This window comes from Rhodoferax sp., assembly GCF_014859475.1.
Classification (GTDB): domain Bacteria; phylum Pseudomonadota; class Gammaproteobacteria; order Burkholderiales; family Burkholderiaceae_C; genus Rhodoferax.
Genome location: NZ_JACUUE010000065.1, coordinates 1 through 12,497 on the forward strand (window position 1 = coordinate 1; position 12,497 = coordinate 12,497).

9 protein-coding genes are annotated in these 12,497 nt (G+C 59.7%); 5 read left to right on the forward strand and 4 right to left on the reverse strand.

Annotated features, from left to right (window positions below):
- Positions 1–792 (forward strand): ATP-binding protein (locus IBX54_RS07740; RefSeq protein WP_296542091.1); only part of this gene is annotated, 792 nt, incomplete at its 5' end.
- On the opposite strand, the gene IBX54_RS07745 is transcribed toward IBX54_RS07740, so the two are convergent.
- The 4 genes from IBX54_RS07745 to trxA form a co-directional block, all read right to left on the reverse strand.
- Entirely contained in the window at positions 701–2,404 is a 1,704-nt protein-coding gene (locus tag IBX54_RS07745; RefSeq protein ID WP_296542092.1) for a hypothetical protein, read from the reverse strand. The genes IBX54_RS07740 and IBX54_RS07745 overlap by 92 nt on opposite strands.
- A gap of 93 nt (positions 2,405–2,497) precedes the next feature.
- A complete protein-coding gene (locus IBX54_RS07750; RefSeq protein WP_296542093.1) occupies positions 2,498–2,755 on the reverse strand; it encodes a type B 50S ribosomal protein L31 in 258 nt (85 codons plus the stop codon).
- 122 nt (positions 2,756–2,877) lie between these two features.
- Positions 2,878–4,140 (reverse strand): transcription termination factor Rho, encoded by a 1,263-nt coding sequence (gene rho, locus IBX54_RS07755; RefSeq protein WP_296542094.1) that lies wholly within the window; start codon positions 4,138–4,140, stop codon positions 2,878–2,880.
- 208 nt (positions 4,141–4,348) lie between these two features.
- On the reverse strand, positions 4,349–4,681 hold the full coding sequence (trxA, locus tag IBX54_RS07760) for a thioredoxin TrxA (protein ID WP_296542095.1): 333 nt from the start codon (positions 4,679–4,681) through the stop codon (positions 4,349–4,351).
- A 129-nt stretch (positions 4,682–4,810) separates the two neighbouring features.
- Here trxA and IBX54_RS07765 point away from each other — a divergent pair, with 129 nt between their 5' ends.
- The 4 genes from IBX54_RS07765 to odhB all read left to right on the forward strand — a co-directional run.
- Positions 4,811–6,091 carry a TIGR03862 family flavoprotein gene (locus tag IBX54_RS07765; protein WP_296542096.1) on the forward strand — a complete coding sequence of 427 codons (1,281 nt, stop codon included), beginning with the start codon at positions 4,811–4,813 and terminating at the stop codon, positions 6,089–6,091.
- Between the two features lie 117 nt (positions 6,092–6,208).
- Positions 6,209–8,137, forward strand: a complete 1,929-nt coding sequence (locus IBX54_RS07770; RefSeq protein WP_296542099.1) for a propionate--CoA ligase — start codon at positions 6,209–6,211, stop codon at positions 8,135–8,137.
- A gap of 183 nt (positions 8,138–8,320) precedes the next feature.
- On the forward strand, positions 8,321–11,191 hold the full coding sequence (locus IBX54_RS07775; RefSeq protein ID WP_296542097.1) for a 2-oxoglutarate dehydrogenase E1 component: 2,871 nt from the start codon (positions 8,321–8,323) through the stop codon (positions 11,189–11,191).
- Positions 11,192–11,271: 80 nt separating this feature from the next.
- Positions 11,272–12,497: 2-oxoglutarate dehydrogenase complex dihydrolipoyllysine-residue succinyltransferase (odhB, locus tag IBX54_RS07780; protein WP_296542098.1), on the forward strand; the 1,226-nt coding region annotated here is incomplete at its 3' end.

A 12,497-nucleotide genomic window follows, 5' to 3' on the forward strand; every position in this document is an offset into this window, starting at 1 on the left:
GATTTTGTGGCCAACGTGTCGCATGAAATTCGCACGCCCCTGACGGTGCTGGCGGGTTTTGTGGAGACCCTGCAAACGCTCAATCTGGAAGAGTCGGAACGTCAGCAGTACCTGGCGCTGATGGCGCAGCAGGCTGATCGGATGCAAACCCTGGTGAGTGATTTGCTCACCCTTTCCAGGCTCGAAGGCAGCGCCCCACCGGGGGTGGATACACACGTGTCCGTGCCGACCTTGATGCGCCAGCTCGAGGCAGATGCATTGGCTTTGTCGCAGGTGATGGGGTCGCTGGGTGACACCGATCATCAATTTGAATTTGACATTGCTTTCAATGGCAATCTGGCCGGTGTGCCCAGTGAGCTACTCAGTGCCATGGGCAACCTGGTCAGCAACGCGGTGCGTTACACCCCTGCGGGTGCGCGCATCAGCGTGAGCGTTAACCAACGTGCAGATGGTTGTTTGGTCTTTTCGGTGGCTGATACCGGGCCTGGCATAGCCGCCGAGCACCTGGGTCGCCTGACAGAGCGTTTTTACCGCGTGGATCGCAGCCGTTCGCGTGAAACCGGGGGTACCGGTCTGGGCCTGGCCATCGTCAAACATGTGGCGCAACGCCATGGGGCCATCCTGTCGATCGAGAGCACCGTTGGTAAAGGCTCTGTATTCAGCCTGATTTTTCCGGCCTTGCGGGTGGTGCCGGCAACTGTCATGGCTGACGCTCATACAGGTGCAGGGAATCTTTTCGTTCCGCCGGATGCCCCAGAGCACGCCGCAACAGCCAGTCAGAGCTCTGGGTGATGTCAGCGCGCCTGCTGACCGTGCCAATGTCGGCAATCAACCATTGGCATGGACTCCCGGCATCAAGCGTTTGCAGCTCTAGCGCGCCATGAAATTTAAATGCCGCAAGCTGGCTTCGGCTCAAACCCAGCGTGGCCACGCAACCGGGTGACAGCGGCAAGGCAGCTGTCACCTGCCTGACCATGGGGGCGTAGCTTCTGGCAAAGTCGAGCAAAGGCAGCATTAGGGTTAGCAGCAGCAGCCAGTTCAGGGCCACCCCACCCGCTGGCAGCACCACGCTTTTCCAGATGGCTTTCTGGTGCCTGCCAACCCGCCATTTGACCAACCAGAGCCAGGCCAGCGTGGCGCAGACCGCGATGACGAACGACAGAATAGAAAAGCTGGGCACAAAGCCGGGTGCCAGCCGAGCCACATTGGCGGCCGGTTGCGCCGGCACGCCGGTCTGCATGGCAATCCAGATCACCCAGATGACCAGCGCCCAGCCGGTGAAAAAGATCAGGGTAAACCAGTCAATCAGTGCGCCCACGCTGCGACTTAGCGTTGGCAGGGCAAAAGCGGCCAGCGCAGCCAGGGCGGGCAAGGCGAGGAGCAGCGAGCGATCGGCCGCGCTGGTGGTTAAGGTCGCTGCGCTCGCGACAGCAACAAAGCCAACGGGCAACCAGAGGTGCAGGCCGGAAAAGCGCGCGCTGACGAGTTGTCGGCGCCAGCGCCACAGCGTCCAGAGAGCAAGCGGCCAGGCAGGCCAGGTGAACCACAGAAAAAGCTTGCCAAGGCCCCTCCATTGCCCCAACGTGGCCTGCGGTAGTTGAATGCGCCAGCGCCATAAATCCAGCACCGTAGCCAGTGCCGCGCAGGCGATGCACAGTGCCACCATTGCGAGCGCCCTGGCTTTGTTCCTGGCGGCGTCTGAGCTGTCAGACGCTGTCGTCAGTAGGTAGAGGCAAGCGCTGCCCAGCCCCAAAGCCAAAGCCATGAAGGCCGCGCCTGACAGCGTGAGCCCCAGCAACGCCACGGCGGCGCTGATGCCCGGGGTCCATTGGCGATAGGGCAGGGCCGCCGTGGCGTAAAACAGCAGGGCGGTAAAGCACAACTGCGTCAATGCCGGCGTCGTTTCATGGGCCAGTTGCGCCAGCCCCAGGCAGGCAATGAAAGCCAGCAAGGCGGCATCGGCGATGGCGCGCGCGTAATCCGTTGGTTGCGCCTCGCCGCCAAAGGCAAAAGCCACCGGCTGTGCCTTCGGGCTGCGCGCCAGGTAGTAGGTGCCGTACCAGGTGGCCATTAGCGTCAGCGCCAGCAACAGCATGAAGGGAACCCGCGCGGCCAAGTCAGGTGCCATCCAGCTGGGCGCCAGTTGCATGGCCCAGGCGCCCAGCCAGTAGGGCAGCAAGGCATCCACCTCAGGACGCAAACCGCCCAGCGTGGGTTGCCACCAGTCGGTGGCACCGCGGGCCAGTTCGGCCATGTAACCAAAAGTGGTGATGTCGTTGTACTTCCAGGGCACACGCCCCAGAAAACCGGGCAATATATATGCCAGGCAAAATAGCAGCAGCGCCAGGCGCGGCAAGCGCTTGACGCCAGCTTGCGCAACGATGGCAGGGGTAGGCTGATTCACGGTGCGGGTGGCTAGGTGAACGCTTAGGGTCAGTGCAAAGAAAAAGGCAGCACGGCGTGACCCGGCTGCCTTTGACCCAATGCTTTTGAAGGCTTACTTTGCAGCAGTTTTGCCGAAGCGGTTGCGGAAGCGCTCCACGCGGCCACCCATGTTGTCCACCGATTTTTGCGTGCCGGTATAGAAGGGGTGTGATTCGCTTGAGGTATCGAGCTTGAAGAGGGGCAGTTCGCGGCCGTCTTCCATTTTGATCATCTCTTTGGTGTTGGCGCAGGAGCGGGTCACGAATTTGAAACCATTGGACGAGTCCAGGAAACAAATCTCGCGGTAATTGGGGTGAATGCCTTCTTTCATGTCTTCTCCATCAGATGCGTTAGCCGCGGCAACCCTTGCGCAAACCCATTGCGCAATTCAAAGCTGCTCGTACTTGTCGCGAAAACCGCCGATTATAGTGGATTTGACGCGCTTGGCCGGGCTTAGCCACCGCGTCGCATCATGTCAAAAAACTCGCTGTTGTTCTTGGTGGCGCGCATTTGTTTGAGCACCATTTCCATCGACTCGATCTCGTCCATGTTGTACAAAAACTGGCGCAGGATGCGCGTTTTTTGCAGGATTTCAGGCTGCAACAGCAGTTCCTCGCGGCGTGTGCCGCTGCGGTTGAGTTGAATGGACGGGAACACACGCTTTTCGTACAGGCGGCGGTCGAGGTGAATTTCCGAGTTACCCGTGCCCTTGAATTCTTCAAAGATCACCTCGTCCATGCGGCTGCCGGTGTCCACCAGGGCGGTGGCGATGATGGTCAGTGAGCCGCCTTCTTCCACATTGCGCGCGGCGCCCAGAAAGCGTTTTGGGCGTTGCAGTGCATTGGAATCCACACCGCCGGTGAGCACCTTGCCGCTGGAGGGCACCACGTTGTTGTAGGCGCGTGCCAGGCGGGTGATGGAGTCGAGCAGAATCACCACGTCTTTTTTCAGTTCGACCAGGCGCTTGGCGCGCTCGATCACCATTTCGGCCACGTGCACGTGGCGGGCAGCGGGTTCGTCAAAGGTGGAGGCAATCACCTCGCCCTTGACGGTGCGCTGCATTTCGGTCACTTCTTCGGGGCGCTCATCGACCAGCAAGACCATCATGTGGCTGTCTGGGTAGTTGGCCGAAATGGCGTGGGCGATGTGCTGCATCATCACCGTCTTGCCGCTCTTGGGCGGCGCCACCAGCAGGGCGCGCTGGCCTTTGCCGATGGGCGCGATGATGTCAATAACGCGCCCGGTGATGTTTTCTTCGCCCTTGATGTCGCGCTCCAGGCGCATCTGCACGTTGGGGAACAGTGGCGTCAGGTTCTCGAACATCACCTTGTGTTTATTGTCCTCGGGGCCGCCGCCATTGACTTTTTCGAGCTTGTTCAGGGCAAAGTAACGCTCGCCGTCTTTCGGGGTACGCACTTCGCCTTCGATCATGTCGCCGGTGTGCAGGTTGAAGCGGCGCACCTGGCTCGGGCTGATGTAGATGTCATCCGTGCTGGCGGTGTAGCTGGTGTCGGGGCTGCGCAAAAAGCCAAAACCGTCGGGCAAAATTTCCAGCACACCATCGGCAAAAATTTGTTCACCGGCGCGGGCGCGTTTCTTGATGATGGCAAACATCAGTTCCTGCTTGCGCATACGGCCCGTGTTTTCGATCTCGAGATCTTCGGCTTGTTTGAGGACTTCTGACACGTGCAGTGCCTTGAGTTCATTTAAATGCATGGAGTGGCTCAGTGAGTTTTGGGAATCTGCCGGGAGGGAAATGGTTTGGCGCTTGGGACTTGTGAGGATTCAAGTCGCATCGGCTTTGCGCCTGTGGCTCGAGCTGGCCCTTGGTGAGGGAGAGCGAGTGAGGTGAATTATGACAGGAAAAAAACCCGGCGCGCTTGGCCGGGCTCCAGGCAGATGCGTGGCACCTGCCGGTATCGGATCAGGCCAATTGCTGATCGATAAAAGCGGTGAGTTGCGCCTTGCTCATGGCACCCACTTTGGTGGCAGCCAGTTGGCCGTTTTTGAAGATCATCAAGGTGGGAATGCCGCGAATGCCGAACTTGGCCGGGATGTCGCGGTTTTCATCGACATTCATTTTGGCGATCTGCAATTTGCCTTCGTAGGCCGCCGATACTTCGTCCAGAATCGGCGCAATCATTTTGCATGGGCCACACCATTCGGCCCAGTAATCCACCAACACGGGAACATCGGCTTGCAGCACATCGCCTTCGAACGACGTATCGGACACATGTTTGATCAGTTCACTGGCCATGGTTATTTCCTAAAAAGTGGTTTTGAAAAGAATACAGTGTGGAAATTGTGACAGAAACCAAATAGCTGCACCGTGCGCGGGCATGTCGCCTGTAGTTGGCTGCAGAAAATACAAAATTCAGGTAAAAAAATGAAGAAAGTCGTGGTCGTCGGCGCGGGGCCGGCCGGTTTGATGGCAGCCGAGGTTTTGTCGAGCGCTGGCGTTGCCGTGCAGTTGTTTGATGCCATGCCCAGCGTTGGTCGCAAATTTTTGCTGGCGGGCAAAGGCGGGTTGAATTTGACGCATGCCGAACCTGCTGACCTGTTTGTCTCGCGTTATGAGCGGCGCAGTCAGCAGATTGAGTCACTTTTCAAGACATTTGATGCGACCAGTGTGCGAACTTGGGCGACTTCTTTGGGTATCAACACATTCGTGGGCAGTTCGGGGCGGGTCTTTCCTGCTGATATGAAGGCGGCGCCACTGTTGCGAGCCTGGCTGAAACGTTTGCGCCATCCAAAAGAAGGCCCCCCGGTTGAATTCATGATGCGCCACCGCTGGACCGGGTGGCATCAACCCGCTGCGCAAGCCACAGACCCTGCTGTCGGGGCGGTCAACACCTGGCTTGATTTCGATACGCCAAATGGCCCGATGTCAGTGCAGGCCGACGCCGTGGTGCTGGCACTCGGTGGCGGCAGTTGGGGGCGACTGGGCTCCGACGGTGCCTGGGTGCCCTGGTTGCAGGCACGTGGTGTGGCGGTGGCCCCCTTGTTGCCGTCCAATTGCGGCTTTGATGTGCAGCACGGCTGGAGTGACCACTTTGCCAGCCGTTTTGCCGGTCAGCCATTCAAATCTGTGGCGATCACTTACACCAGCGCGCAGGGTCATACGTTTGCCCGCAAAGGGGAATTCGTTGCCACGGCGAGCGGGGTTGAAGGTAGTTTGATTTACGCCGCATCAAGCTGGTTGCGTGATGACATCCTGGCGCACGGCAAGGCCACATTTCAGCTGGATTTACGACCCGACATGCCCTACGAGCGGGTGCTGGCCGAAGTGCAACACCCGCGTGGCTCGCGTTCGCTCTCAAACCACCTCAAGAGCCGCCTGCATATCGAGGGCATCAAGGCGGCCATCCTGCATGAGTTGTTGAGCAAAGAACAAATGGCCGACCCGCTTCAACTGGCTCAGGCAATCAAGGCGTTGCCCATCACGTTGGCGGCAGTGCGCCCGATTGACGAAGCCATCAGCAGCGCCGGTGGCGTGCTGTTCGAGGGCATGACGGCGCAGCTGATGCTGGTATCTTCGCCGGGTGTTTTTTGCGCCGGTGAAATGCTCGATTGGGAAGCGCCCACGGGCGGGTATTTGTTGACCGCCTGCCTGGCCAGCGGTTTTGGCGCAGGGCGGGGCGTCTTGGCATTTCTCGATAAAAAATAAGGTTTTCAGGCTGGTGAACAATGTACTGCCTTGAAGCACGTCTGGCGCTTTTTTAGAGACCATTGACCGGTGTCAACAACAGTCAGTGTCATGCAAGCTCAGCGTCCATAATTATAAATTCAGTTTTTATATAACCACCGGAGACAGTCCATGACCAGCTACGCAGAGTTTTACCAACGTTCGATCACCGACCGCGATGCTTTCTGGGGTGAACAAGCCCAATTGGTGGACTGGAAAGTCCAGCCCAGCCAGATTTGCGACTACAGCAACCCGCCTTTTGCCAAGTGGTTTGCGGGTGGCGTGACCAATCTGTGTCACAACGCGGTGGACCGGCACTTGAAAGACCGTGCTGACCAGGCTGCACTGATTTTTGTCTCGACCGAGACCAACCAGGAAAAGGTCTATTCGTTCCGCGAACTGCACGCCGAGGTGCAGCGCATGGCTGCCATCCTCAAACAACTGGGTGTGGCCAAGGGCGACCGGGTGCTGATCTACATGCCCATGATTGCCGAGGCTGCGTTTGCCATGCTGGCTTGCGCGCGCATTGGCGCCATCCACTCGGTGGTATTTGGTGGTTTTGCTTCCGGCTCGCTGGCCACGCGCATTGAGGATGCCTCGCCCAAGGTCGTCATCAGCGCCGATGCTGGTTCGCGCGGCGGCAAGCCGGTGGCTTACAAGCCGCTGCTCGATGAAGCCATCAGCCTGTCGAGCTACAAGCCCGAAGCCGTGCTGCTGGTGGATCGCGGCCTGGTGGCCATGGATTTGGTGGCGGGCCGAGACCATCTGTGGGCCGACCTGCGGGAAAAAAACATGAACACGGTAGTGGAATGCGAGTGGGTCGATGCCACCCATCCCAGCTATACGCTGTACACCAGCGGCACCACCGGCAAGCCCAAGGGCGTGCAGCGCGACACCGGTGGTTACGCCGTGGCGCTGGCCGCCAGCATGAAGCACATTTACTGCGGCAACGCGGGTGAAACCTATTTCTCGACCAGCGACATTGGCTGGGTGGTGGGCCACAGCTACATCATTTACGGGCCGCTGATTGCCGGCATGGCCACCATCATGTACGAGGGTCTGCCGACGCGCCCCGATGGCGGCATCTGGTGGAGCCTGATTGAAAAGTACAAGGTCACGGCGATGTTCAGCGCGCCCACTGCGATTCGGGTGCTGAAAAAGCAGGATCCGGCCTTGCTCAAGAAATACGATCTGTCGTCGCTCAGGGCCTTGTTCCTGGCGGGTGAGCCGCTCGATCAACCCACCGCGCAATGGATCAGCGAAGGCCTGGGACGGCCGATTGTCGACAACTACTGGCAGACCGAAACCGGCTGGCCGATCCTGAGCATTTGCAAAGGCGTGGACGATGCACCCACCAAGTTTGGTTCACCCGGCAAGGCAGTGTATGGCTACGACGTCAAGCTGATCGATGAGACCACCGGTGAAGAACTCAAGGGCGCCAACCAGAAGGGTGTGGTCGCCATCGAGGGCCCGCTGCCGCCCGGCTGCCTGCAAACGGTGTGGGGCGACGACGCGCGCTTTGTCAGCACCTACTGGACGACCATACCGGGGCGCATGGTTTACAGCACCTTTGACTGGGGTATTCGCGACGAAGACGGTTACTACTTCATCTTGGGGCGCACCGACGACGTGATCAACGTGGCCGGCCACCGCCTGGGTACCCGCGAAATCGAGGAAAGCATCTCGGCGCACCCGAACGTGGCCGAAGTTGCGGTGGTCGGTGTGGCCGATCAGCTCAAGGGTCAGGTGGCCATGGCCTTTGCCGTGGTCAAGGACGCCAGCCTGATCGCCGATGAGGCCAGCGCGCTCAAGATGGAAGGCGAGATCATGAAGATCGTGGACAAAGACCTCGGCGCGGTGGCTCGCCCGGCCCGTGTGCGCTTTGTCACCGTGCTGCCCAAGACGCGCAGCGGCAAGTGCCTGCGCCGCGCCATCACCGCTGTGTGCGAAGGCCGCGACCCCGGTGACCTGACCACCATGGACGACCCGGCCGCCTTGCAACAGATCAAGGATTTGATGAAGTCCTGATCCGGGTCAAAAACATGCTGTAAGGATTGTGCTGCCTTTTGGTGGCACAATCCTTTTCTGCATCAGGCCCTTCCAACGCCACTGTCGCATCCGCCAAACGGTCAAGCCGTGACGCGGGAGGTTAATCAACCATCAGCTTTAACCAGCCAAAGTTTCCCCAAGGGAAATGAAAGTCAGCGAAACATGAGTGAAACCAACACGGTTTACCAAGCCTATCAGGCGAACACCTACCTTTTTGGTGGCAACGCGCCGTACGTCGAGGAGATGTACGAAAACTACCTCGACAACCCGGGCGGAGTGCCAGAGTCCTGGCGCGAGTATTTCGATGCCCTGCAGCACGTGCCTGCCGTCGATGGCACCAACGCCAGGGATGTCCCGCATCTCCCTGTCATCAATGCGTTTGCCGAGCGCGCCAAACAGGGTGGCACCCAAGTGGTGGTGGCCGCAGGTGCTGACTCCGACCTGGGCCGCAAGCGCGTATTTGTCCAGCAACTGATTGCCGCTCACCGCAATGTGGGCTCCAACTGGGCCGACCTGGATCCGCTCAAACGCACCGAGCGCCAGCCCATTCCCGAGCTCGAGCCGTCGTTCTACGGGTTCTCCGACGCCGACCTGGAAACCGTTTACAACACCAGCAACACCTTTTTCGGCAAGGAAGTCATGGCCTTGCGCGAGTTGCTCAACGCATTGCGCGAAACCTATTGCGGCTCTATTGGTGCCGAATACATGTATTTGACCGACCAGACGCAAAAGCGCTGGTGGCAGCAAAAGCTCGAGAGCGTGCGCAGCAAGCCCAATTTCAATGCCGAGCAGAAAAAACACATTCTTGACCGACTCACCGCCGCTGAAGGTCTGGAGCGTTTTCTGCACACCAAATACGTGGGCCAGAAACGATTTTCGCTGGAAGGCGGCGAGAGTTTCATTGCCGCCATGGACGCGCTGATCCAGCAGGCAGGTAACGAGGGCGTGCAGGAAATCGTGATTGGCATGGCACACCGTGGCCGCCTCAATGTGCTGGTGAACACGCTGGGCAAAATGCCCGCCGACCTGTTTGCCGAGTTCGACCACTCTGCCCCCGAAGACCTGCCGTCCGGCGACGTCAAGTACCACCAAGGCTTCAGCTCTGACGTGGCAACCTCGGGTGGCCCGGTGCACCTGAGTTTGGCATTCAACCCATCGCACCTTGAAATTGTCAACCCGGTGGTCGAAGGCTCGGTGCGTGCCCGCATGGACCGCCGTGCTGACTCGACCGGTCGCCAGGTGCTGCCGGTGCTGGTGCACGGTGATGCTGCCTTTGCCGGCCAGGGTGTCAACCAGGAGACGCTGGCGCTGGCACAAACCCGTGGCTACAGCACAGCGGGCACGGTGCACATCATCATCAACAACCAGATCGGTTTCACCACCTCCGACCCACGTGATTACCGCTCCACGCTGTACTGCACCGACATCGTCAAGGGCGTCGAAGCCCCGGTGATTCACGTCAACGGCGACGACCCCGAAGCTGTGGTACTGGCCATGCAGTGGGTGCTCGACTTCCGCATGGAATTCCGCAAGGATGTGGTGCTCGACATCATCTGCTTCCGCAAGCTCGGCCACAACGAGCAAGACACACCAGCGCTGACGCAGCCGCTGATGTACAAGAAAATTGCCGCCCACCCGGGTACCCGCAAGCTGTACGCCGACAAACTCGCAGCCCAAGGCCTGGGCGCCACGCTGGGTGACGATATGGTCAAGGCCTTCCGCGCTGCGATGGATGCCGGCAAGCACACGTTGGATCCGGTGCTGACCAATTTCAAGAGCAAATACGCGGTGGACTGGACGCCGTTCCTTGGGAAGAAGTGGACTGACGCTGGCGACACCGCCATTCCCACGGCCGAATGGAAGCGCCTGGCGGAAAAAATAACCACCTTGCCGGCCAGCCTGATCGTGCATCCGCTGGTCAAAAAGGTGTTCGACGACCGTGCCGCCATGGGCCGCGGCGATATTCCGGTGGACTGGGGCATGGGCGAGCACATGGCCTTTGCGTCGCTGGTGGCCAGTGGCTACCCGGTGCGTCTGAGTGGCGAAGACTGCGGTCGCGGCACCTTTACCCACCGCCACGCCGTGATTCACGACCAAAGCCGCGAAAAATGGGATGTCGGCACCTACGTGCCGTTGCAAAACGTGGCTGAAAACCAGGCGCCGTTTTCCGTCATCGACTCGATCCTGTCCGAAGAGGCTGTGCTGGGTTTTGAATACGGTTACGCCTCCAACGACCCCAACACGCTGGTGATCTGGGAAGCCCAGTTTGGCGACTTTGCCAATGGCGCCCAGGTGGTCATTGACCAGTTCATTGCCTCTGGCGAAGTCAAGTGGGGCCGTGTCAACGGTTTGACCATGATGTTGCCGCACGGCTACGAAGGCCAGGGTCCGGAGCACTCTTCGGCGCGGGTCGAGCGTTTTATGCAACTGGCGGCAGACACCAACATGCAATTGGTGCAGCCCACCACAGCCAGCCAGATTTTCCACGTGTTGCGCCGCCAGATGGTGCGCAACCTGCGCAAACCGCTGGTGATCTTCACGCCCAAGTCGCTGTTGCGGCACAAGGATGCCGCATCGCCGCTGGCTGAGTTCACCAAGGGCAGCTTCCAGACCATCATCCCTGATCAACAGTCGCTCAAGCGCGACAAGGTCAAGCGGGTGGTGGCGTGCTCCGGCAAGGTGTACTACGACCTGGCCAAAAAGCGCGAAGAAAAGGGCAGCGAAGACGTGGCCATCATCCGCGTCGAGCAGCTCTACCCGTTCCCGCACAAGGCGTTTGCCACCGAGCTCAAAAAGTACCCCAATGCGACCGAGGTGGTGTGGACGCAGGACGAGCCGCAAAACCAGGGTGCCTGGTTCTTTGTGCAGCACTACATTCACGAGAACATGCTCGACGGGCAAAAGCTGGGTTATTCCGGCCGGGCCGCTTCGGCCTCGCCGGCCGTGGGCTATGCGCACTTGCATCAGGAGCAGCAAAAGGCGCTGGTCGAAGGCGCTTTTGGCAAGCTCAAGGGATTTGTCCTGTCCAAGTAAGGCAGCACCCGACCCATTCCGTTCAGGCCGGCATCGCGTTCGCCGGCTGAACCTTCAAGCTTATTTTTGAAAGAATTGTCATGGCAATCGTAGAAGTCAAAGTCCCGCAACTGTCCGAATCTGTGGCCGAAGCCACCTTGTTGCAGTGGAAGAAAAAAGTAGGCGACGCTGTCGCCGTCGATGAAATTTTGATCGACGTTGAAACCGACAAAGTGGTGCTCGAAGTACCCGCCCCGTCGGCCGGCGTGATCGTCGAAATCGTCGAGCCCGATGGCACGACCGTTGCGGCTGACCAGCTGATCGCCCGTATCGACACCGAAGCGGTCGCAGGTGCCGCTGCGCCGGTTGCCCCCGTGGTGGTGGCAATGGCTGCTGCAGCAGCGCCACCTGCTGTGGCGGCTCCGGCAGGTGGTGCCATGGCAGGCGTGGCCATGCCTGCTGCGGCCAAGCTGATGGCAGACAACCAGCTTGCTGCGGGTTCTGTGGCGGGCACGGGCAAGGACGGCCGCGTCACCAAGGGTGACGTGTTGGCGGCCGTGGCTGCCCCCAAGCCAGCAGCGGCACCCGCCATGCCGGCCGCCAAACCGGCTGCCGCCTTGCTGACGCAGGTAGCAGCACCTGCGAGCAGTCTGGCTGCGTCGCTGCAAGGTCGTCCTGAACAGCGGGTGCCCATGAGCCGTTTGCGCGCGCGTGTCGCCGAGCGCCTGCTGCAATCGCAGTCCACCAACGCCATTCTGACCACGTTCAACGAGATCAACATGGCGCCGGTCATGGATATGCGCAAGCGCATGCAGGAGCGTTTTGAGAAAGAGCACGGCGTCAAGCTGGGCTTCATGAGCTTTTTTGTCAAGGCGGCGGTGCATGCCTTGAAGAAGTTTCCGGTGCTCAACGCATCGGTCGATGGCAACGACATCGTCTATCACGGCTACTTTGACATCGGCGTTGCCGTGGGTTCGCCGCGTGGTCTGGTGGTGCCCATTTTGCGCAATGCCGACCAGATGAGCTTCGCAGACATCGAGAAAAAGATTGCTGAATTTGGCGCCAAGGCGCGTGATGGCAAGCTGGGCATGGAAGAGATGACCGGTGGCACCTTCTCGGTGAGCAATGGCGGCACCTTCGGCTCGATGATGTCCACCCCCATCATCAACCCGCCGCAAAGCGCTATTTTGGGCATTCATGCCACCAAAGACCGCGCCATGGTGGAAAACGGCCAGGTGGTGGTGCGCCCGATGAACTACTTTGCCATGAGCTACGACCACCGCATCATCGACGGCCGCGAAGCCGTGCTGGGCCTGGTGGCGATGAA

Coding starts and splice junctions, on each gene's coding strand:
- rho (WP_296542094.1), bottom strand. CDS start 4,140: ATGCATTTAAATGAACTCAAGGCACTGCACGTGTCAGAAGTCCTCAAA.
- IBX54_RS07775 (WP_296542097.1), top strand. CDS start 8,321: ATGAGTGAAACCAACACGGTTTACCAAGCCTATCAGGCGAACACCTAC.
- IBX54_RS07750 (WP_296542093.1), bottom strand. CDS start 2,755: ATGAAAGAAGGCATTCACCCCAATTACCGCGAGATTTGTTTCCTGGAC.
- IBX54_RS07765 (WP_296542096.1), top strand. CDS start 4,811: ATGAAGAAAGTCGTGGTCGTCGGCGCGGGGCCGGCCGGTTTGATGGCA.
- trxA (WP_296542095.1), bottom strand. CDS start 4,681: ATGGCCAGTGAACTGATCAAACATGTGTCCGATACGTCGTTCGAAGGC.